This is a genomic window from Arthrobacter sp. KUASC02 (assembly GCF_059739395.1).
Window position 1 is genome coordinate 279674 of record NZ_AP046053.1, and the last position, 20768, is coordinate 300441.

The following is a 20768-nucleotide window of genomic DNA, read 5'->3' on the forward strand; positions in this document are numbered from 1 at the left end:
TCAAAACCGCGAAAACAGGGCATTATCTGCCCGTTCGCGCCGGCATGCTGAGCCGGACAATCCTGAACCGGACCGCCGTGCTGGCGTTCGCCGTCGTGGTCCTGTTCGCCGTCAGTGTGCTGCTGGGAAGCTACACCGTGACCATGCCCGACTTCGTCAAAATCCTGCTCGCCCACCTCACGGGCGGCCAGAAGATCCCCGGCGCAAGCTTCATCGTGATGGAAAACAAGCTTCCCCGCGCGGTAATCGGCACCATGATCGGGGCCGGGTTCGGCCTGGCCGGCGCCCTCTTCCAGACCATGCTCCGCAATCCGCTGGCCAGTCCGGACGTCATCGGCATCAGCTACGGGGCCAGCGCCGCAGCCGTCACGGCCATCGTTGTTTTCGGCGCGTCCGGGGCCGTTGTCTCCGGCGCCGCCCTCGCCGGCGCGCTGGGTGTGGCCGCGCTCATCTATGCCATCTCCCGCGGCGGCTCACTGGGGTCCGGCGGCGGAAACCGCGGCAATGCGGCCGGCAGCCGGCTGATCCTGGCGGGCGTGGGCATCGCGGCCGCCCTTCACGCCGTGGTGAGCTTCCTCATGACGCGTGCAGACATCCGCACCGCCGCCGACGCCCTCGTGTGGCTGAACGGCTCCCTCAATTCCGCTAGCTGGGACCGCGCCGGAGTCCTGGCCCTTGCCCTGCTGGTCCTCATCCCCGCCGCGGCAGCGCTGTCCGGGCCCCTGCGCATCCTGGAACTCGGCGACGACGCCGCCGCCGGACTCGGCATCAGGGTCGGCTTCACCCGGCTGGCCGTGGTGGTTGTCGCCGTGGCACTCGCTGCGGTGGCGACGGCGGCGGCCGGGCCGGTTGCCTTCGTCGCGTTCCTGGCCGGTCCCATCGCCCGACGCTTCACTGCCAAAGCCAGCCTCCCGGCGTCGGCCTTCGTCGGGGCACTGATTGTGCTGGCCGCGGACTACTTCGCGGCGAATATCGCACCCCTGCTGCTGGACGGCACCGTCCTGCCGGTAGGCGTGGTCACCGGTGCCCTGGGCGCCCCGTTCCTGCTGTGGCTGCTGGTCACTTCCAATCGAAAGGATGCCTGAGATGGCTGTTCTGCGCGCCACGGACCTCACCCTCAAGTACGCCCAACGCACGGTGGTTGACGGGCTGCAGGCGGAGATTCCCGAAGGCAAAGTGACCATGATCGTGGGCGCCAACGCCTGCGGCAAGTCCACCCTGCTCCGCGGACTCTCCCGGTTGCTGAAGCCCGCGGCCGGCGCAGTGACCCTGGACGGCAAGGACATCCACAGCCGCTCCGCCCGCGACGTCGCCCGGACCCTTGGCCTCCTGCCCCAGCACCCCACAGCACCGGACGGCATCACCGTCCGCGACCTGGTGGGACGCGGACGGTACCCGCACCAGGGCTTCTTCCGCAGCTGGTCAGATCATGACGACGCCGCGGTGCAGCGCGCGCTGGAGGCCACCGAAACGCTGGAACTCGCCGGGCGCAACGTGGACGAGCTGTCCGGCGGCCAGCGCCAGCGGGTCTGGATCGCGATGGCGCTCGCCCAGGAAACCGACGTGCTGCTGCTGGACGAGCCCACCACGTACCTGGACCTGGCGCACCAGGTGGAAGTGCTGGACCTTGTCACCGACCTCAACCGCACGCGCGGCACCACCGTGGCCATCATCCTGCACGACCTGAACCTCGCGGCGCGGTACGCGGACCACGTGATCGCCATGAAGGGCGGCCGGATCGTGGCCGAGGGTGCATCCACTGACGTGGTCACCGAGGACCTGGTCCGGGACGTCTTCGGCCTGGAATCGCGGGTGCTTCCCGATCCCGTTTCCGGCACTCCTCTGATCATTCCGCTCGGCCGGCACCACACCACTGCAACTGAACTGGAGCTCGTTTCATGAAAACCCGCGACATTGCCACCACCGAACCCATGACCCTGGCGTTCGAGGTGACGGTCACCGCCGTCCAGGAACTGAGCCCCAACTTCCGCCGCATCACCTTCGGCGGGTATTCCCTGCGCGACTTCGGTGTCCACGGCGGCACCCTGGACCTGCGCGTGAAGCTGATGATCCCGTCGCTTGCCGCCGACGGCACCCAGCTGCCGCTGCCTGTTTTCCAGATGGAGCAGACCGGCTGGTACCGGGAATGGCTGGCCATGGATCCGGCCACCCGCGGCTCCATGCGGACCTACACCGTCAGGCAGGAACGGCTCGACGCCGTCTACCCCGAAATCGATGTGGACTTCGTGATGCACTTCGACGCCGCGGGCAACGGCGGCCCCGCAGCCAACTGGGCCCTGAACGCCAACCCCGGGGACACGCTCACCATCATCGGCCCCAACAACCGTGCCGCGCACTGCGTCACGGCGGAGATCTACTCCGGCATCGAGTGGCGGCCGGGCCTGGCCCAGCGCGTCCTGCTGGCAGGAGACGAGACCGCTGTTCCCGCCATCAGCGCCATCCTCGAAACCCTTCCGGCCTATATGAGCGGGCACGCGTTCCTTGAGGTCCCCGAGGCCGGCGATTTCCTGGACTTGAAGTCGGACGCCGACGTCGAAATCACCTGGCTGGCACGCGGCGCCTCGATCGGACGCTCACGTCCGCACGGCGAACTCCTGCAGGAAGCCGTCCGCGCCGCCGTTCCCGAGCCGGGCTGGGTGGGCATCAAGGCCGCGTCCGGCGGGGCCGGTCCGGAACCGGAAGACGTGGACGTGGACCAGGACATCCTCTGGGAAACGCCCGCGAGGATGGAAACCGCGGCCATCGCTGCAACGAAGAACCCCGGGATGCCCGCGGGCGCCATGCCGTTCTACGCCTGGATTGCCGGCGAGGCGGGAGTCATCAAGGACATGCGCCGCTACCTGGTCCGCGACGTCGGCATCGACCGCAAACAGGTCGCGTTCATGGGGTACTGGCGGCAGGGGAAAGCGGAGCTCTAAGCGTTGGTGCGGCCGCGCTGAGTCCGCCTCCACTGCTGACCTTGCCGTCGCTTAGACACCTCCCGCCGCTGCGCTCGGCCGCGGACGGCCTTGCTCCGCTCTGGTCGGCGATGCGCTCCTTAGCAAGCCAACAGTTGCGGCTCGAGGGTCGGTCACCTCAGATTCACCCCGTCTTTCCCTGACGGCTTTTTGGGTTGGGTATCGTGCCGGGATGGGTTCATTTCCATTGCTTCCGGACAGGAACGGGCGACGGCGGTTCGTTGCCTTGGGGGATTCGTTCACCGAGGGCGTGGGGGACCGGAGCAAGCGGCTGCCCAACGGCGTGCGCGGCTGGGCCGACCGGGTGGCGGAGAAGCTGGCCAAGGCCGAACCCGGGTGGGAGTACGCCAACCTCGCTATCCGCAGCAAGAGGCTCCGGCACGTCATCGACGAGCAGCTGGAGCCGGCGCTCGCCATGGAGCCCACCCTGGTGACCCTGTACGCCGGGGGCAATGACATCCTGGATTTCGGTACCGATGTGGATGTGCTCATGGCCGAGTACGAATCGCTCGTGGCCCGGCTGGCGGCCACGGGTGCCACCGTGGTGCTGTTCACCGGTTTCGACGTCAAGGTGTCCGCTGTCCTGGAGCCCCTCAAGAAGCGCAACACCGCCTACAACCGCCGCGTCCGGGAAATCGCCGCCAGGTACAACGCGGTTCTGGTGGATTACTGGTGCTTCGATGCGTTCCACGATCGGCGGATGTGGGACTCAGACCGGCTGCACATGTCCAAAGCGGGCCACAAATACCTGGCCGGCCAAGTCCTGGACCAGCTGGGCGTGCCGCACAAGATCAGCCCGCTGGAGTGGGAACCGCCTTCGAAACTGAGCCTGCGGGAGTGGGAACAGGCGCAACGGCGCTGGGTGCACGACTGGGTGTTGCCTCTTTTTGGCCGCAAGCTGCGCGGCGTCACCCTCGGGGACAGGCTCAGCCCGCGCTGGCCGCAACCGGTGAAGGTCCCGCGGAAGGGCGGGCTCAAGAAACTCCTCGAGAAGGAACCGTCGGCTGCGTCTGAGGGGAACTAGCTGTCCAGGAGGTTTTCGTAGCCCGGAGCAACCCTGCCGGCGTGGAATTCCTCGACGTCGAACTCCGCCACCCCGTTCGTGTAGAAGGGGTCCTGGACCAGGGTCGCGTCCAGGCTGGCCCGGTCCGCGTTGGACAGCAGCAATGCGCCGGTCCGGGGGATCTTCCGGCCGGCGACAATAAAGATCCCCTGGTCGAAAGCGTCCTGCAGCCACGCGACGTGCGCCTTGAGGTGGAAATCGACGATCTCTTCGGGAACCTTGTAAGTCAGGGAGACTACGTACATGCGGCCAGCCTACCGGTATCCCCGCCGGCCCGGCGAGGAGTCCCCGGCAACGGCCGGGAAGGCCTAGGGAAGCAGTTTCAGTGCGCTGTTCCAGTTGTACCCAGGGTGGGCGTTGCCACCCTGCAGCCCTATGATCAGCAGCTGAAAGGCTTCCAGCTCCCGGGCGCGGCGCAACGGCCCCACATCGACGGCACGCAAGCCGGAGTCATTGATGAAGCTGGCCACTGCAGCCTTGGCCTCGGCGGAATCGCCGGCCAGCAGGACGTCCAGCGTCTGTCCGGCCACTTCACCGGCAGCCAGCGTGGAGGCGAAGACCGTGTTGAAGCCCTTAACCACGGTCGCGCCGGGAACCAGCGCCTGGAGTTCCTCGGCCGCGGAGCTCCCCGCGGGCACGGTCAGGGAGTCCAAGGTTTCCGCGTCCACAGGGTTGCAGACATCCACGATCGTCTTGCCGTTGAGCGCCTCGCCGTAGTGGCCGACGATGTCCCTGGACACCTCGAAGTGGGTTGCAAGGACAACAATGCTGCCCTCAATTTCCTGACCGGTTGTTCCGGCGGAGGCGTTCGTCCCGGACGCCAGGGCGGACGCGGCCACTGCATCCCGGCTAAGGATCTGGATGCTGCGGCCGGCGCTGGCTGCGCGGGCGGCGATCGCTGCCGCCATGTTGCCGGTGCCGATGATCGTGATGTCAGTCATGACGCTTCCTTAGATCGGAACCGCTGCTCGGACAGCGGGGCTTGAACTGTCAATGATTTTTTCTCCTAGGATGTATCCATGACCGAACCCCGCTGGCTCAACGCTGACGAACGCCGCGCCTGGCTGGCCCAGCTGAGCATCAACACCTTGCTGCCGGCAGCGCTGGACACCAAAATGCACGCCGCGGGCAAGCTTTCGCTCTTCGACTACAACGTACTCGCCATGCTCTCCGAAGCGGAAGGCCGCTTCCTCCCGATGAGCGAACTCGCCGCCCGGACCAGCGCCTCGCTGTCGCGGCTGTCCCATGTGGTCACCAAGCTGCAGAACCGCGGGTGGGTGGAACGCCGTCCGCATCCGCGCGATGCGCGCGTCACCACCGCCCATCTGACCGACGACGGCATGGCGACGATCGTGGAGTTGGCGCCCGGCCATGTGGAAGCTGTCCGCTCGCTGTTCCTCGATGCACTCTCCGAGCGGGACGTCGCCGACCTGGCCCGCATTGGCGAGAAGATCGTGGGCCGCCTGGACGCCGACCACTGGATCCTGCGCGAGTCCTGACCCGCGAGTCCTGACGAGCGCCGCGGACCGGCGCGTCCGCGGCCGTAGTGTTGGGTCCATGGAATCGCCCATCCAGAGCTACCTGCAGCAGATCCACACCGAGATCGCCCGGCTCAAGGGTGGCAAGCCTTACAGCACCATCCCGGCCATGGCCAACGTGGATCCGGAGCGCTTCGGCATTGCGCTGGCCACCGTCGACGGCCAGGTCTATGAGGTGGGGGACACCCGCGCGGAATTCACCATCCAGTCCATCTCGAAGCCGTTCACCTACGGGCTGGCCCTTGAGGACCTCGGCAACGACGCCGTGGATGCGAAGGTGGATGTCGAACCCTCCGGCGATTCCTTCAACGAGATCTCGTTGGCGGAGGGGACGGGCCGCCCGGCGAACGCCATGATCAACGCGGGAGCACTCACCGCTACATCGCTGATCCGGGGATCCGGCGGCCAGTCCAGCTTCAAACGGATTCTCAGCACCTATTCGGCATTCGCGGGCCGTCAGCTTTCCGTGGACCGGAAGGTCTTCGAGTCTGAGCTGAAACACGGGCACCGCAACACGGCGCTGGCCCACCTGCTGCGCTCCTTCAACATCATCGAGGACGACCCCGCGCCTGTCCTGGAGGACTATTTCCGCCAGTGCTCGGTCCTGGTGAACAGCTTCGACCTCGCCATTATGGCCTCCACCCTCGCCAACGGCGGGAAGAATCCGCTGACCCACAGGCAGGTGCTGGGGATCGGTCCGGTGGAACGGGTGTTGTCGGTGATGATGACATCCGGCATGTACGACGACGCCGGTGCCTGGATCAGCAGCGTGGGCATGCCCGGCAAGAGCGGTGTTGCCGGCGGCATCATCGCCGTCCTGCCGGGCCAGGTGGGGCTGGCGGTCTACTCTCCGCCGCTCGATGAACACGGCGGCAGCGTCCGGGGCCTGGCCACTGCCCAGAGGCTCTCCCGGGACATGGAGCTGCACTTCGTCAGGGCTGCGCGCGCGGGGCGTTCGGCCATCCTTGCCTCGTACGACGTCACCGAAACGCCCTCGGGCATCCGGCGCAATGCTGAAGCGGCCGACGTCCTCCGTGCCCACGGACACCGGGCACGCGTCGTTGAACTCAACGGTGACCTTCTCTTCGCCGGGACCGAATCAATGGTGCGCGAGCTCAGCAGCCTGGACGACGACGTCGAGCTGGTTGTTCTGGACCTTCGCCGGACCGATCAGGTCAGCGGCGTCGCGGTGCGCATGCTCGATGAAGCGCGAGCGGGGCTGTCCAGCGCGGGCCGCGAGCTGGTGCTGATCGAAGCGGACGGCGCGGTGTCGGAGTCCCTAGGCGAACGGAACGGGCACCCCGAGCAGGCCGTCCCGTCGTTTTCCTCCCGCAGCGCCGCCGTCGAATTTTGCGAAAACCGGCTGCTGGCAAAGTACGGGGACAGGCTGCTGCTCCGGGACCACGTTCCGGTCACGGATTCGCCCGCGCTGGCGCCGCTGGACGAGGCAGACGCGCTGGCCCTGCAAAGCCTTATGACAGCGAAGAAGTACGACGACGGCGACGTCATCCGCCGCATCGGGCTGCGGTTCGGCGGGGTCTACTTCATTACCTCCGGCAAGGTCAGCAGTACGTCGTCCGGAGCCAACTCCGATCCCGTCAAGCTCAACACCCTCAGCGCCGGCATGACATTCGGCGAGCTGGCACTGGGCAGCGGCAACCGGCAGGAAACGACGGTCCGGGCGGACGGTCCCGTGGAGGTGATGGTGCTCAGTGCCGAGGCGATCTCCGAACTTGAGTCCAGCGATCCGAGGCTTGCCATCGTCCTTTGGAAAGCCCTGACCCGGGATGCCTACACGCGGGTGGAACAATACCTGCGTGAATCAGCCGTCCGGATCCGCGGATAGCCGCCGCTTTGTTGCTCGCGGCAACGGGTGGCAGACTATCGATATGGATTTTTCCGCCCGATATGTTGCCCTGGGAGATTCGTTCACGGAGGGTGTCGGCGATGACGATCCGGCCCGCCCGAACGGAGTGCGTGGCTGGGCGGACCGCGTAGCTGAGCAGCTCGGCGCCGCGGACCCCTCCTTCGGCTACGCCAACCTCGCCATCCGGGGCCGGAAGCTCCGGCAGATCATGGCAGAGCAGGTGGATGCCGCCGTCGAACTCAAACCCACGCTGGTGACCATTTACGCGGGGGCCAACGATATCCTCCGTCCCAGGATCGACATCGACGACCTTTTGGCCGAGTACGACGCCGGCATCCGCAAGTTGAGCGCGACAGGTGCCACCGTGGTGATGTTCACGGGCTTCGACGCCCGCGGTTCCAAGGTATTCGGCACGATGCGCGGCCGCACCGCCATTTACAACGAGCTGGTGCGCGGCATCGCGGGTGACCACGGCGCCCTGCTGGTCGATTACTGGCGCTTCAGCGAGTACTACGACTGGGGCATGTGGGCCAAGGACCGGATGCACATGTCCGCCGCCGGCCACGCCAATATGGCCAAGAGGGTGCTGACGGTCCTCGAGCACGATCACTCCATCGATGTCCCGCCCATGACGCCCGTGCCGGAGCTGAGCCGGACCGACGCCATCCGGGCGAATGCGCGCTGGGTGCGGGAGTTTGCGGGACCCTGGGTGGTCCGCCGGGTCACGGGCAAGTCCTCGGGCGACGGACTCCAGCCGCGGTACAGCCAGCTCACGCGCCTGTGACTTTCGCGCCCTGACGTACGCCGCGAGCCGACGCCGAAAATTACCGCCTGAAGCCGGGCGTCGCGAGGAGTTCGCCGCCTGCCTGCACGGCCAGTACTTCGATGTTCCACCCGTCCGTGGCGCGGTCCAGCATGGGCATTCCGCCGGCCACGATTGCCGTCGCCAGCACGTCGGCCGTCACGATGTCTGCCGCCGCAACGGAAACCTGGCGGAATGCCGGGGCTCCACGGACGCCGCTGGCTGCGCCGGCCCCTGCTCCGGCCGCCCAAATGTGGTCTCCGCGTTCCGCGGAGCCGGAGGTGGCCAGCGCCAGGTTCGCGCCGTTCGCGCCGTTCGCGCTGTTCGCGCCGCCCAGCGGATAGCCGGCAATCAGGGTCCGGCGGTCCTGCGGATCAACAATTCCGGCCCGCCACGGCTCGTCGGAGCCGGAACCCGGGCTCCCGGCTCCGGGCGATCCGCTGATCAAAACGTCGCCGCCGGCGTTAAGGCACCAGTCGCGAAGGCCCAGCGCGAGCAAGGATGTGCCCGCCTCCTGGATCGCGTATCCCTTGACGATCCCTGACAGGTCGAGGACGCCGTCGGGCCGTTCCGGTGTGAAGGCCCCCTCGGTCAGCAGCCGCCAGCCGACGGCGTCGGCGTAGAGCCGCCGCATTTCCCCGGACACGTCCGGAAGCTTGATCTCGGCACGCGCCAGCCTGCTGGCTTCCGAATCGGCGCGGTACAGGCTGAACGTCTCGTCCAGCCCGGCAAAAAGCCGTTCGACGACGGCGGTGGCCGCTACCAGCTCGTCCGCACCTGACGCCGAGGGCAGGGTCAGGCTGACCACCGTTCCCATGCAGCTGAAGGTCCTGGCCCGCAACGACGGCGGCTGCGGCGGGGCTTCAGCGCCGGTTCGCGGATCAGAGATTCGCTGCATCGAGGGCCGCCTGGAGGGAGTTCAGATAGGCCACGCTGGTCACGGTGGCGCCTCCGATGGTCTGGACGTCGGCCGACTGGGCGGCGAGGACTTCGGACCTGAGGAGGGGCGCTGCCCGGTTGCTGATCTGGATGGATTTGCGGTCGTCATCGGTCAGTTGCAGGGCCTCCACATCAGTGATGGCGCCGGCCTTGACCGTGATCTGGACCTGGACTGCGCCGAAGCGCGTCTGCACCACACTGCCGGCATAGGTTCCCCCGGCCTTTGCAGCGGCTCCGGTGGTGGGCTCTGCGGCCGCGCCCGAATCCGTTCCGGCGGCCCCGGACGATCCCGTATCGCTGGCACCCGTATCCGTGGACCCCGAGCTGGAGCTGGAGGAACCCGTGGAACCGGTTGACCCGGTGGCCCCGGTTGTCCCGGTGGCTCCGGTAGTGCCGGTGGCGCCGTTGGTGCCTGCCGAGGTGCTGGCCGCGGCGCTCCGGGTGTCCTCCACGTGGATGCCTGATTGCCATCCCGCAAGCAGGATGCCTGCGGACGCAAGTGCTGCCGATACTGCTGCGCGTATTCTCACCAGTCAAACCTTTCGTAGTGGAGTTGGTCTTCCCTGACGCCGGCGGCGCGGGCATCCTCGAGGACGTTCCTTGCCCACGCCCCCGGCCCGCAGACATAGACATCCGCGTCTGCGATTCCGTGCGCGTAGTCCGCCAGCCGATGCCCGGCGTCGGTGGCGCTGTCCGGGAGCCAGCTTCCTGTGTGCCGGGCCGAACGGGGGCCGGTCAGGTGGAACACTGTGGCGCCACGGTTCCGTGCCAATTCCAGAATCTCGTCGCCGAGGTAGAGTTCCTGCTCGGTGCGGCCCCGAAGGATCACGGTGGCCTGCCCCGGAGCGAAGGGCGTTGATTCCAGGAGGGCACGCAGCGGCGTGATGCCGATGCCCGCCCCGATCATCACCACACGGTCCCGGCTCCGCGCCGCGGTGCTGAAGATTCCGTAGGGCCCCTCCACGGCAACTTTCGTCCCGGGCTTCACGCCTGCCAACTGGGCCGATCCCCGGCCAAGGTTCCGGACAGTGATCCTCAACAAGCCGCGGCCGGAGGCGTCGAACTGCAAGGGCTCGGCCGAGAGGCTGAACGGATGCGGATGCCACCACAAGCCCGGTGCCAGGAAGCGCCAGATGAAGAACCGTCCGCCTGCCCCGGCCAGCTCGTTGAGCCGTAGCCCGTGCATTTCGATGCTGACCACGCCCGGCGCCACCTGCACTACCCGGCTGACGGTGAGCTGATGGCGGAACGTCGCAATGACCGGTTCGAGGACGCGGTAATGCAGGAGGGCCGCGCCGGTGGCGATACACACCGCCAGCCAGTACCAGCGCTGCCACGTACCTTCGGCGAACAGTCCGCCCACGCTGAACTGATGGGGCAAAGAGGTTGCCACCGCGGCATAGGTCAGCAGGTGCACCGCGTACCAGAACTCGTAGGGAAAACGCCGGCGGACCGCCACGAGGGACGTCACCACCACGGCGATGAAGAGCGCCATGGAAATGAAGGCCAGCCACATGTCCGGCACCAGCACCCAGAGGGACACCGCTTCGCTGACGGGATCGAGGCCCTCGGCCATCCCGTAGCCGATGGCGATCAGGAGTCCGTGGGCCAGCAGGAGGTAGAGCGATGGTTTGCCGAGCTTCCGGTGGAACTCCAGGGCACGGTCGTGGCCTACGGTCTGGTCGATGAGCGGAATCCTTGCTGCCAGCAGCAGCATCAACAGGACCAGGTCCATGCCGGCGAGCCCGGTCACGATGCCCAAGGCAGTGACGGCGCCGGCGAGTGTCGAGAATTCCGAGGCGCCGCCGTCAGCCAGCCACAACGCCACGGCAGCGGCAATGGAAGCCCAGGCGGCCGTTGTCAGCAGGTCCGTACGGAACAGGCGACGGCGGTGCCGGGCCCTGAAACTGCCCGGCCCCTTACGGTCCCGGGAACCGGCGGGCAGAGCCGGCAGGAGTTGTGTGTTCATGCTTCAACGGTGCGGGCGGTACCTTTCATTCTGCTGTGAAAAGACTGCGGCGCCGATGTGACTTGGGAACGGTGAGGCAGCCGGGCTTATACACCCGCGAAGGGCAACGGCGGCTACCCGATTCGCCTTTAATTAGTCAAGCTCGTAGACTTGGTAGGCGCTAGGTGGCGCGGAGCGTGTGCAATTGCTCCGGTTGGCGGGATCTGTCCTCAATATCGACAGTCCTCAAGGCCGGTAGTTAGGGGCTCAAGTTGCGTGCACTCCTGTATTCGCCCAGCATCCCGGTACTTCGCAGAGGGTTCTTCTGCCCGGTACTCGTGGCCCATCATGTTCCCCGCAGTGCGGAAAACAGCCGGTTATACCGGCTGCCGACGCCTGCGGACCGCGTGATATGAGCTGGATGCGGACGCCGCCTGTCGCACGGTACGCGGAACTCTGCGGACCGTTTCATTTATTTTCATGAGGAGAGTCGTCATGGCAGCACACTGCCAGGTGACCGGAGCCGAGCCGGGCTTTGGACACAGCATTTCGCACTCGCACCGTCGCAACAAGCGTCGGTTCGACCCGAATATCCAGAAGAAGCGCTACTGGGTTCCGTCCCTGCGCCGTAATGTCACCCTGCAGGTCTCTGCACGTGGCATCAAGACCATCGACGTACGTGGCATCGACGTTGTCGTAGCCGCCATCCTGGCACGAGGAGTGAAGCTCTAGTGGCAAAGGACAAGGACGTACGTCCGATCATCAAGCTCAAGTCGACCGCTGGCACGGGTTACACCTACGTCACGCGCAAGAACCGTCGTAACGACCCGGACCGCATGGTTCTGAAGAAGTACGACCCCCGCATCCGTAAGCACGTCGAATTCCGAGAGGAGCGCTAAGCACTATGGCTAAGAAGTCAATGATCGCTAAGAACGAACAGCGTAAAGTCATCGTCGAGCGCTATGCTGCAAAGCGCCTCGAACTGAAGAAGGCCCTGGTTGACCCCGCGTCAACCGACGAAGCACGCGAAGCTGCACGCCTCGGCCTGCAGAAGCTGCCCCGCAACGCCTCACCGGTACGTCTGCGTAACCGCGACATCATCGATGGCCGTCCCCGCGGTACCTTCCAGAAGTTCGGTATCTCCCGTGTTCGCTTCCGCGACATGGCTCACCGCGGTGAGCTCCCGGGCATCACCAAGTCTTCCTGGTAATTCAGTACAGCTGTTAGCTCAGCACTGCTGATTCCAGTGGTCTGGAAAGGGCCGGCAACCTCAGGGTTGCCGGCCCTTTCTGCGCTTAAACAGTTCCGCGTTCCGCCGGCGCAAGGCGTGGTGACGCAGCGCACAGAGCCCAAGTACGACGGCGGCGCCCTGGAATGTGCCTGCAGCACCCGTTTTGCCCCGGATTGGCGCGGTTCTGGAGCCATACGGGGGAGGGTTTGCGGTGGGGGCAAAGTAGGTGTATTGTTTTCTAAGTCGCCGAGAGGGGGCCGGCGAGGAGCTGGTTACCGAAGGCGGCCAAACCCCTTCTAAACAGCCTGAAAAACGGTTCGTCACTTGGCGTGCTGCAAGACGGCGGGGTTGGTCTCGATGACCGGCAGATCGCAGAAATGCTGATTTGCTTTGATTCTTGAGATCGGGTAAGTTTGGAAAGTTGCTCCGGAGCGATCCGCGACTGAATGGCCTGTTGGTCTGGTTGTGGTGGTGCCGGGTGTGTCTGTTGTTTGAGAACTCAATAGTGTGCCAAGTTTGTTGATACCAATTTTTTGTATTGAATTGGTTGAATTGACTGGATTGTCCACCCCGTGGATGGTCTGGTTTTTACAGCTGGTTTCAAATTTTGTGCATTGTGTGCATCCCGTTTTCCCGGGGGCGCATGGTGTGTCTGTTTTTGTTTTACTTCAACGGAGAGTTTGATCCTGGCTCAGGATGAACGCTGGCGGCGTGCTTAACACATGCAAGTCGAACGATGACCTCCAGCTTGCTGGGGTGATTAGTGGCGAACGGGTGAGTAACACGTGAGTAACCTGCCCTTAACTCTGGGATAAGCCTGGGAAACTGGGTCTAATACCGGATATGACTCCTCATCGCATGGTGGGGGGTGGAAAGCTTTTTGTGGTTTTGGATGGACTCGCGGCCTATCAGCTTGTTGGTGAGGTAATGGCTCACCAAGGCGACGACGGGTAGCCGGCCTGAGAGGGTGACCGGCCACACTGGGACTGAGACACGGCCCAGACTCCTACGGGAGGCAGCAGTGGGGAATATTGCACAATGGGCGAAAGCCTGATGCAGCGACGCCGCGTGAGGGATGACGGCCTTCGGGTTGTAAACCTCTTTCAGTAGGGAAGAAGCGAAAGTGACGGTACCTGCAGAAGAAGCGCCGGCTAACTACGTGCCAGCAGCCGCGGTAATACGTAGGGCGCAAGCGTTATCCGGAATTATTGGGCGTAAAGAGCTCGTAGGCGGTTTGTCGCGTCTGCCGTGAAAGTCCGGGGCTCAACTCCGGATCTGCGGTGGGTACGGGCAGACTAGAGTGATGTAGGGGAGACTGGAATTCCTGGTGTAGCGGTGAAATGCGCAGATATCAGGAGGAACACCGATGGCGAAGGCAGGTCTCTGGGCATTAACTGACGCTGAGGAGCGAAAGCATGGGGAGCGAACAGGATTAGATACCCTGGTAGTCCATGCCGTAAACGTTGGGCACTAGGTGTGGGGGACATTCCACGTTTTCCGCGCCGTAGCTAACGCATTAAGTGCCCCGCCTGGGGAGTACGGCCGCAAGGCTAAAACTCAAAGGAATTGACGGGGGCCCGCACAAGCGGCGGAGCATGCGGATTAATTCGATGCAACGCGAAGAACCTTACCAAGGCTTGACATGGGCCGGACCGGGCTGGAAACAGTCCTTCCCCTTTGGGGCCGGTTCACAGGTGGTGCATGGTTGTCGTCAGCTCGTGTCGTGAGATGTTGGGTTAAGTCCCGCAACGAGCGCAACCCTCGTTCCATGTTGCCAGCGCGTAATGGCGGGGACTCATGGGAGACTGCCGGGGTCAACTCGGAGGAAGGTGGGGACGACGTCAAATCATCATGCCCCTTATGTCTTGGGCTTCACGCATGCTACAATGGCCGGTACAAAGGGTTGCGATACTGTGAGGTGGAGCTAATCCCAAAAAGCCGGTCTCAGTTCGGATTGGGGTCTGCAACTCGACCCCATGAAGTCGGAGTCGCTAGTAATCGCAGATCAGCAACGCTGCGGTGAATACGTTCCCGGGCCTTGTACACACCGCCCGTCAAGTCACGAAAGTTGGTAACACCCGAAGCCGGTGGCCTAACCCCTTGTGGGAGGGAGCTGTCGAAGGTGGGACTGGCGATTGGGACTAAGTCGTAACAAGGTAGCCGTACCGGAAGGTGCGGCTGGATCACCTCCTTTCTAAGGAGCACCTACAAGCACCGTGCCTCATGTATGTGAGTGTGGCGGGTTTGTCAGGAGTAACGCCCGTTGCGCAGACGATTGTTCTGCGGCGGGTGCTCACGGGTGGAATATCAACAAATAGCGGCCGCTGGTTTTTTGCCGGCACCCAGTACGGACCTGTTCTTCGGAGCGTGTCCTGGAACGGTGCGGGTGAGGGGGCGGCGGTTTAGTGTTTGGCACACTGTTGGGTCCTGAGACAACAGGACCGGTTTCCGCGGCTTTGTGCTGTGGTTCCGGTACTTGTTTGTTTCTGGTTTCCTGGCTGCATCGATCACATGGTTGCCTGGTCCCTTTGGGGCGGGTGTGTGTGGGGTGTGTGGTACGGGGTTGTTGTTTGAGAACTACATAGTGGACGCGAGCATCTTTTATAAGAAGCAATTTCCAAGAATATGAACCTGGATCTGGCTGCGCGTGATGATGGCATTCCTTTGGGGGTGTGGTTGTTGGGTGTGGTTGGTTTTCGTGGTTCTCTCGAAAATTAGTTTTTTGATCTTTTGTGGTCAAGTTTTTAAGAGCACACGGTGGATGCCTTGGCATTAGGAGCCGAAGAAGGACGTAGGAATCTGCGATAAGCCTGGGGGAGTCGATAACCGGACTGTGATCCCAGGGTGTCCGAATGGGGAAACCCCGCCAGGGGCGCGAGCTGCCTGGTGACCCGCATCTGAACACATAGGGTGCGTGGAGGGAACGCGGGGAAGTGAAACATCTCAGTACCCGCAGGAAGAGAAAACAATAGTGATTCCGTTAGTAGTGGCGAGCGAACGCGGATCAGGCTAAACCGTTCCATGTGTGATAGCCGGCGGGCGTTGCATGGTCGGGGTTGCGGGACTTTCCGTGCTGTCTCTGCCGGGACAGCGAGGTGTGATGTGCAGGCATAGGTGAACGGTCTTGAAAGGCCGGCCAGAGAGGGTGTGAGCCCCGTAACCGTAATGTTGTGTACCGCCTGGGAAGTATCCCAAGTAGCACGGGGCCCGAGAAATCCCGTGCGAATCTGTCAGGACCACCTGATAAGCCTAAATACTCCCTAATGACCGATAGCGGACCAGTACCGTGAGGGAAAGGTGAAAAGTACCCCGGGAGGGGAGTGAAACAGTACCTGAAACCGTGTGCTTACAATCCGTCGGAGCCAGTCTGATTCTGGTGACGGCGTGCCTTTTGAAGAATGAGCCTGCGAGTTAGTGTTACGTCGCGAGGTTAACCCGTGTGGGGCAGCCGTAGCGAAAGCGAGTCTGAATAGGGCGTTGCAGTGGCGTGATCTAGACCCGAAGCGAAGTGATCTACCCATGGCCAGGTTGAAGCGACGGTAAGACGTCGTGGAGGACCGAACCCACTTCAGTTGAAAATGGAGGGGATGAGCTGTGGGTAGGGGTGAAAGGCCAATCAAACTTCGTGATAGCTGGTTCTCCCCGAAATGCATTTAGGTGCAGCGTTGCGTGTTTCTTACCGGAGGTAGAGCTACTGGATGGCTAATGGGCCCTACAAGGTTACTGACGTCAGCCAAACTCCGAATGCCGGTAAGTGAGAGCGCAGCAGTGAGACTGTGGGGGATAAGCTTCATAGTCGAGAGGGAAACAGCCCAGACCACCAACTAAGGCCCCTAAGCGTGTGCTAAGTGGGAAAGGATGTGGAGTTGCGAAGACAACCAGGAGGTTGGCTTAGAAGCAGCCATCCTTAAAAGAGTGCGTAATAGCTCACTGGTCAAGTGATTCCGCGCCGACAATGTAGCGGGGCTCAAGTACACCGCCGAAGTTGTGGCATTCACATTTTATCCAAGCCTTTGTGGTTCAGGAGTGTGGATGGGTAGGGGAGCGTCGTGTGGGCAGTGAAGTCGCGGTGTAAACCAGCGGTGGAGCCTACACGAGTGAGAATGCAGGCATGAGTAGCGAAAGACGGGTGAGAAACCCGTCCGCCGAATGATCAAGGGTTCCAGGGTCAAGCTAATCTGCCCTGGGTAAGTCGGGACCTAAGGCGAGGCCGACAGGCGTAGTCGATGGACAACGGGTTGATATTCCCGTACCGGCGAAAAACCGCCCATGCTGAACAGGGGATACTAACTGCCCGAAGCCTGACCAATCACCCTTGTGGTGTGCGGTTTTTGGTGGAGCGCGGGACCTGATCCTGGGAGGTAAGCGTATTAACAGGTGTGACGCAGGAAGGTAGCCGAGCCGGGCGATGGTTGTCCCGGTCCAAGGATGTAGGGCGAACGGTAGGCAAATCCGCCGTTCATGATGCCTGAGACCTGACGGGACCCCCGTATGGGGGGATTCGGTGATCCTATGCTGCCTAGAAAAGCATCGACGCGAGGTTTTAGCCGCCCGTACCCCAAACCGACACAGGTGATCAGGTAGAGAATACTAAGGCGATCGAGAGAATTATGGTTAAGGAACTCGGCAAAATGCCCCCGTAACTTCGGGAGAAGGGGGGCCCCAACCTTGAACACCACACGCTGGTGGGAGGGGATCGGGGCCGCAGAGACCAGGGGGAAGCGACTGTTTACTAAAAACACAGGTCCGTGCGAAGTCGCAAGACGATGTATACGGACTGACTCCTGCCCGGTGCTGGAAGGTTAAGAGGACCGGTTAGCCGCAAGGCGAAGCTGAGAATTTAAGCCCCAGTAAACGGCGGTGGTAACTATAACCATCCTAAGGTAGCGAAATTCCTTGTCGGGTAAGTTCCGACCTGCACGAATGGAGTAACGACTTCCCCGCTGTCTCAACCATAAACTCGGCGAAATTGCAGTACGAGTAAAGATGCTCGTTACGCGCAGCAGGACGGAAAGACCCCGAGACCTTTACTATAGTTTGGTATTGGTGTTCGGAGTGGCTTGTGTAGGATAGGTGGGAGACGTTGAAGCCCGGACGCCAGTTCGGGTGGAGTCATCGTTGAAATACCACTCTGGTCACTTTGGACATCTAACTTCGGCCCGTAATCCGGGTCAGGGACAGTGCCTGATGGGTAGTTTAACTGGGGCGGTTGCCTCCTAAAAAGTAACGGAGGCGCCCAAAGGTTCCCTCAGCCTGGTTGGCAATCAGGTGTCGAGTGTAAGTGCACAAGGGAGCTTGACTGTGAGAGAGACATCTCGAGCAGGGACGAAAGTCGGGACTAGTGATCCGGCGGTACATTGTGGAATGGCCGTCGCTCAACGGATAAAAGGTACCTCGGGGATAACAGGCTGATCTTGCCCAAGAGTCCATATCGACGGCATGGTTTGGCACCTCGATGTCGGCTCGTCGCATCCTGGGGCTGGAGTAGGTCCCAAGGGTTGGGCTGTTCGCCCATTAAAGCGGTACGCGAGCTGGGTTTAGAACGTCGTGAGACAGTTCGGTCCCTATCCGCTGCGCGCGCAGGAAATTTGAGAAGGGCTGTCCTTAGTACGAGAGGACCGGGACGGACGAACCTCTGGTGTGTCAGTTGTACTGCCAAGTGCACCGCTGATTAGCTACGTTCGGATGGGATAACCGCTGAAAGCATCTAAGCGGGAAGCTCGCTTCGAGATGAGATTTCCATACACCTTGTGTGTGAGAGGCCCCCAGCCAGACCACTGGGTTGATAGGCCGGATGTGGAAGCGAGGACTAACGACTCGTGAAGCTGACCGGTACTAATAGGCCGATAACTTACACCACACACCACCCCGCAAACCCGACTTCAAAAGGGGTTTGCACCCAGGGGTGGTACAAAGAAACAAGACTGCTTGCGTCCACTATGTGGTTCCCAACCAACAAACCCGTTGCGTTGCAGGAACAAAACACAACAAAATAACAACACCACAACTGCCTTAACACCGCAGAAAAGTTGTAACCACCAGATTTCCCACCACCACCCCCGCGGGGCCGGCCGGTGCGGAGCAAGGGTTACGGCGGTCATAGCGTGGGGGAAACGCCCGGTCCCATTCCGAACCCGGAAGCTAAGACCCACAGCGCCGATGGTACTGCACCCGGGAGGGTGTGGGAGAGTAGGTCACCGCCGGAACACCATTCAGGTCGAGAGCCCCAACCACACGGTTGGGGCTCTCCCACTTTAACCACCAAAACCCACCCAAACCCACTCCCGGAACGTGCACCCCCAGGGGCAACCCACTCCCACTTCCCGGGCCCCTCGGACGAACCCTCGCCCGCTGCGCCTCTAGACTTACACTTCATGAGCCACACACCGTCCGGGTACCCTGCCAAGCGGGCCACAATCCTAGACGTCGCCGCGGCTGCCGGTGTTTCCCGCCAGACCGTCACGCGGGCAATGAACGGCATGCCGGGGATCAAGGAATCCACCCGTCTACGGGTACAGGAGTTGGCCCAGGAGCTGGGCTACACCCCGAGCCGCTTCGCCAAGGGCCTCGTCCAGGGGGCCAGGACATCAGTTGGCCTGGCGATTCCAGATCTCACCAACCCGTATTACCCTGCTTTTGCCTCCAGCGTCGTGGAATTGGCCACACTCCGCGGTTGGCACGTGGTGGTCGACGACTATGGTCACGGCGGCCGCAGCGGCCTGGACGCCGTCGAGCACCTGGCACCCCAGGTGGACGCCGTCATTGGCTACCTTGACGGCTACGCCGACCAAGCGCAGTCCTTCCTGGGCCGGCGTCCCCTCATTGTCCTGGATGAGGCTCCTGGCGGCGCAGCCGGCAGCATCAACTTCGAGTACGACCACGCCGCACAACTGGCCGCGGACCGACTGATCCACACGAAACGGCAGCACATCGCCTATCTGGAGGCGGGTTCCGCTCCCACCGGCGGCCAGGAAATTCCCGGCACCGCCCGCGGAAAGGCCGTGGCGGGGCGACTGGACGAGGCCGGGATGTCCTGGTCCCCGATCTTCGCCGAAGAGACAGCAGAGGCGGCAAAGGTGGCCGCGGCAGCGTTCCTCAGGGCCCGCCCGGAAACCGACGGGATCCTGGTCTTCAACGATCTGATGGCCGCCGGCGTCCTGAAAGCGGCGGCCGACGCCGGACTTCGGGTACCGGAAGACTGTGCGGTGATAGGCATGGACGGAATCCCCCTCGGAGAACTCCTCACACCCCAGCTCAGCACCCTGGCACTGGACCTCCGAGAGGTCGGCCGGGCCGCCGTCGAACTCCTTGATGGATTGCTGTCCGGATCAATCACGCCCGGATCCGAGGAATCGCGGCTGACCTTGAAGCATCGGCTGGTGCTCAGGGAATCTGCCTGACGCCATTCTGCTGCTACACACGGATCGCTTGGCCAAGATGAGTCAAAGTGCCCTTTCGGCCGGAGCGGCTAACCGTCAAGCTGAAACGGGACTAACGCAGCCGTCCCGGTCTGCCGAAGCCCCGCCGGACGCGCCGCATTTCGGCGGCTCGAGGCCAACTCGTGGACAGGAGCAGGGATGGGACGGCTGGATGGCAAAGTGGGCCTCATCAGCGGCGGATCACGCGGGATCGGTGCAGCCATAGCTGAACGGATGCTTGAAGAGGGCGCCAGGGTGATCGTCGGTGATGTCCTGGACCAGGAGGGAGCCGAACTGGCAGCGAGGCTGGGAGGTGATTGCCGATTCGTGCACCTCGACGTGACGAGCCCAACGGACTGGCAGCGGGCGGTAGATGCCGCCGTCACCGAGTTCGGCAGTCTCAGCGTGCTGGTCAATAACGCCGGCATTGTGAACTTTGGCCGGATTGATGAGTATTCCCATGAAGAATGGGCCAGGATCATCGACGTCAACCTGACCGGCGTCTTCAACGGCATCAAGGCGGCGGCCCGGTCCCTGGCGTTGAGCGGAACCGCCTCGATTATCAATATTTCGTCGATCGCCGGCATCCGCGGCTACGAAAGCCTCTCCGGGTATACCGCGTCCAAATGGGGTGTCCGCGGACTGACGAAGAGCGCGGCCCTGGACCTCGGAGGATCCGGAACGCGCGTGAACTCGGTGCACCCCGGCGTCATCGAGACGCCCATGACCGCCGGCATGACGTTCGACACGGACCACGTGCCGCTGCACCGGATCGGCCAGCCGCGGGACGTGGCCGATCTGGTGGTGTACCTGGCCTCGGACGAATCCTCTTTTGTTACAGGCGCGGAGTTCGTGGTCGACGGCGGTGATACCGCCGGGACTGTGTCGCCTGAGGTTGCTGGCGGCTCGCCGGACTAGCCGAATCCGAGAGGGAAAGACCCGCGGGCCACTGCGGGCGGGGGGCCGGAATTTGGCGGAGCCTGA

General features: G+C 63.1%; 18 protein-coding genes and 3 rRNA genes. 15 read left to right on the forward strand and 6 right to left on the reverse strand.

The features are described from left to right. Positions 1-44 precede the first annotated feature (44 nt). The 4 genes from AC6JAC_RS01270 to AC6JAC_RS01285 all read left to right on the forward strand — a co-directional run bounded on the left by AC6JAC_RS01270 (position 45) and on the right by AC6JAC_RS01285 (position 4002). The gene (locus tag AC6JAC_RS01270; protein ID WP_497966745.1) at positions 45-1085 is read left to right on the forward strand and encodes a FecCD family ABC transporter permease; all 1041 of its coding nucleotides are present in this window, start codon (positions 45-47) and stop codon (positions 1083-1085) included. 1 nt (position 1086) lies between these two features. After that, positions 1087-1902 (forward strand): ABC transporter ATP-binding protein, encoded by an 816-nt coding sequence (locus AC6JAC_RS01275; protein ID WP_497963130.1) that lies wholly within the window; start codon positions 1087-1089, stop codon positions 1900-1902. Further along, complete coding sequence (locus AC6JAC_RS01280) at positions 1899-2939, forward strand: siderophore-interacting protein (protein ID WP_497963131.1); 1041 nt, start codon at positions 1899-1901, stop codon at positions 2937-2939. Before AC6JAC_RS01275 ends, AC6JAC_RS01280 begins: the two co-directional genes overlap by 4 nt. 211 nt (positions 2940-3150) lie before the next feature. Next, positions 3151-4002: an SGNH/GDSL hydrolase family protein gene (locus tag AC6JAC_RS01285; protein ID WP_454699772.1), complete on the forward strand. Its 852-nt coding sequence runs from the start codon at positions 3151-3153 to the stop codon at positions 4000-4002. Here the strand turns inward: AC6JAC_RS01285 and AC6JAC_RS01290 are convergent. Further along, positions 3999-4286, reverse strand: coding sequence for a YciI family protein (locus AC6JAC_RS01290; protein WP_347899021.1), 288 nt, complete (start codon positions 4284-4286; stop codon positions 3999-4001). The genes AC6JAC_RS01285 and AC6JAC_RS01290 overlap by 4 nt on opposite strands. Before the next feature lie 63 nt (positions 4287-4349). Further along, entirely contained in the window at positions 4350-4982 is a 633-nt protein-coding gene (locus AC6JAC_RS01295; protein WP_497963133.1) for an NADPH-dependent F420 reductase, read from the reverse strand. Positions 4983-5060: 78 nt separating this feature from the next. Here AC6JAC_RS01295 and AC6JAC_RS01300 point away from each other — a divergent pair, with 78 nt between their 5' ends. Genes AC6JAC_RS01300 through AC6JAC_RS01310 form a run of 3 tightly spaced genes read left to right on the forward strand, consistent with a single transcriptional unit; the run spans position 5061 to position 8230 of the window. Then, complete coding sequence (locus tag AC6JAC_RS01300; protein ID WP_028272376.1) at positions 5061-5540, forward strand: MarR family winged helix-turn-helix transcriptional regulator; 480 nt, start codon at positions 5061-5063, stop codon at positions 5538-5540. Positions 5541-5598: 58 nt separating this feature from the next. Beyond that, a complete protein-coding gene (gene glsA, locus AC6JAC_RS01305) occupies positions 5599-7425 on the forward strand; it encodes a glutaminase A (RefSeq protein WP_497963135.1) in 1827 nt (608 codons plus the stop codon). A 43-nt stretch (positions 7426-7468) separates the two neighbouring features. Further along, positions 7469-8230, forward strand: coding sequence for an SGNH/GDSL hydrolase family protein (locus AC6JAC_RS01310; RefSeq protein WP_347900012.1), 762 nt, complete (start codon positions 7469-7471; stop codon positions 8228-8230). Positions 8231-8270: 40 nt separating this feature from the next. Here the strand turns inward: AC6JAC_RS01310 and AC6JAC_RS01315 are convergent, their stop codons facing one another. From AC6JAC_RS01315 to AC6JAC_RS01325, 3 genes are all read right to left on the reverse strand, one after another. Next, entirely contained in the window at positions 8271-9065 is a 795-nt protein-coding gene (locus tag AC6JAC_RS01315) for an FAD:protein FMN transferase (protein ID WP_497966747.1), read from the reverse strand. Between the two features lie 64 nt (positions 9066-9129). Further along, positions 9130-9717: an FMN-binding protein gene (locus tag AC6JAC_RS01320; protein WP_497963137.1), complete on the reverse strand. Its 588-nt coding sequence runs from the start codon at positions 9715-9717 to the stop codon at positions 9130-9132. Beyond that, positions 9714-11156, reverse strand: coding sequence for a ferredoxin reductase family protein (locus tag AC6JAC_RS01325; protein WP_497963139.1), 1443 nt, complete (start codon positions 11154-11156; stop codon positions 9714-9716). Before AC6JAC_RS01325 ends, AC6JAC_RS01320 begins: the two co-directional genes overlap by 4 nt. 474 nt (positions 11157-11630) lie before the next feature. Between AC6JAC_RS01325 and rpmB the strand changes: the two genes are divergently transcribed. Genes rpmB through rpsN form a run of 3 tightly spaced genes read left to right on the forward strand, consistent with a single transcriptional unit; the run spans position 11631 to position 12345 of the window. After that, a complete protein-coding gene (gene rpmB, locus AC6JAC_RS01330) occupies positions 11631-11867 on the forward strand; it encodes a 50S ribosomal protein L28 (protein ID WP_011693744.1) in 237 nt (78 codons plus the stop codon). After that, complete coding sequence (rpmG, locus tag AC6JAC_RS01335) at positions 11867-12034, forward strand: 50S ribosomal protein L33 (protein WP_011693743.1); 168 nt, start codon at positions 11867-11869, stop codon at positions 12032-12034. The genes rpmB and rpmG overlap by 1 nt, the downstream gene beginning before the upstream one ends. Before the next feature lie 5 nt (positions 12035-12039). Continuing rightward, a complete protein-coding gene (gene rpsN / locus AC6JAC_RS01340) occupies positions 12040-12345 on the forward strand; it encodes a 30S ribosomal protein S14 (RefSeq protein WP_011693742.1) in 306 nt (101 codons plus the stop codon). Between the two features lie 341 nt (positions 12346-12686). Here rpsN and AC6JAC_RS01345 read toward each other — a convergent pair whose 3' ends face one another. Then, positions 12687-12935, reverse strand: coding sequence for a hypothetical protein (locus AC6JAC_RS01345; RefSeq protein ID WP_497963142.1), 249 nt, complete (start codon positions 12933-12935; stop codon positions 12687-12689). 99 nt (positions 12936-13034) lie between these two features. On the opposite strand from AC6JAC_RS01345, the gene AC6JAC_RS01350 reads away from it, so the two are divergent. From AC6JAC_RS01350 to AC6JAC_RS01370, 5 genes are all read left to right on the forward strand, one after another. Continuing rightward, positions 13035-14560, forward strand: a 16S ribosomal RNA gene (locus AC6JAC_RS01350). 540 nt (positions 14561-15100) lie between these two features. Continuing rightward, a 23S ribosomal RNA gene (locus AC6JAC_RS01355) occupies positions 15101-18226 on the forward strand. A 229-nt stretch (positions 18227-18455) separates the two neighbouring features. Then, positions 18456-18572 (forward strand): 5S ribosomal RNA (rrf, locus tag AC6JAC_RS01360). Together the 16S, 23S and 5S rRNA genes form the textbook arrangement of a ribosomal RNA operon. A 168-nt stretch (positions 18573-18740) precedes the next feature. Beyond that, a complete protein-coding gene (locus AC6JAC_RS01365) occupies positions 18741-19766 on the forward strand; it encodes a LacI family DNA-binding transcriptional regulator (RefSeq protein ID WP_497963144.1) in 1026 nt (341 codons plus the stop codon). A 177-nt stretch (positions 19767-19943) separates the two neighbouring features. Further along, the gene (locus tag AC6JAC_RS01370) at positions 19944-20702 is read left to right on the forward strand and encodes a glucose 1-dehydrogenase (protein ID WP_454699765.1); all 759 of its coding nucleotides are present in this window, start codon (positions 19944-19946) and stop codon (positions 20700-20702) included. Positions 20703-20768: the final 66 nt, after the last annotated feature.

Excerpts from the sequence above, each read along its gene's own strand:
- AC6JAC_RS01270 (WP_497966745.1), top strand. The coding sequence starts at position 45 with ATGCTGAGCCGGACAATCCTGAACCGGACCGCCGTGCTGGCGTTCGCC.
- AC6JAC_RS01275 (WP_497963130.1), top strand. The coding sequence starts at position 1,087 with ATGGCTGTTCTGCGCGCCACGGACCTCACCCTCAAGTACGCCCAACGC.
- AC6JAC_RS01280 (WP_497963131.1), top strand. The coding sequence starts at position 1,899 with ATGAAAACCCGCGACATTGCCACCACCGAACCCATGACCCTGGCGTTC.
- AC6JAC_RS01285 (WP_454699772.1), top strand. The coding sequence starts at position 3,151 with ATGGGTTCATTTCCATTGCTTCCGGACAGGAACGGGCGACGGCGGTTC.
- AC6JAC_RS01290 (WP_347899021.1), bottom strand. The coding sequence starts at position 4,286 with ATGTACGTAGTCTCCCTGACTTACAAGGTTCCCGAAGAGATCGTCGAT.
- AC6JAC_RS01295 (WP_497963133.1), bottom strand. The coding sequence starts at position 4,982 with ATGACTGACATCACGATCATCGGCACCGGCAACATGGCGGCAGCGATC.
- AC6JAC_RS01300 (WP_028272376.1), top strand. The coding sequence starts at position 5,061 with ATGACCGAACCCCGCTGGCTCAACGCTGACGAACGCCGCGCCTGGCTG.
- glsA (WP_497963135.1), top strand. The coding sequence starts at position 5,599 with ATGGAATCGCCCATCCAGAGCTACCTGCAGCAGATCCACACCGAGATC.
- AC6JAC_RS01310 (WP_347900012.1), top strand. The coding sequence starts at position 7,469 with ATGGATTTTTCCGCCCGATATGTTGCCCTGGGAGATTCGTTCACGGAG.
- AC6JAC_RS01315 (WP_497966747.1), bottom strand. The coding sequence starts at position 9,065 with ATGGGAACGGTGGTCAGCCTGACCCTGCCCTCGGCGTCAGGTGCGGAC.
- AC6JAC_RS01325 (WP_497963139.1), bottom strand. The coding sequence starts at position 11,156 with ATGAACACACAACTCCTGCCGGCTCTGCCCGCCGGTTCCCGGGACCGT.
- rpmB (WP_011693744.1), top strand. The coding sequence starts at position 11,631 with ATGGCAGCACACTGCCAGGTGACCGGAGCCGAGCCGGGCTTTGGACAC.
- rpsN (WP_011693742.1), top strand. The coding sequence starts at position 12,040 with ATGGCTAAGAAGTCAATGATCGCTAAGAACGAACAGCGTAAAGTCATC.
- AC6JAC_RS01365 (WP_497963144.1), top strand. The coding sequence starts at position 18,741 with ATGAGCCACACACCGTCCGGGTACCCTGCCAAGCGGGCCACAATCCTA.
- AC6JAC_RS01370 (WP_454699765.1), top strand. The coding sequence starts at position 19,944 with ATGGGACGGCTGGATGGCAAAGTGGGCCTCATCAGCGGCGGATCACGC.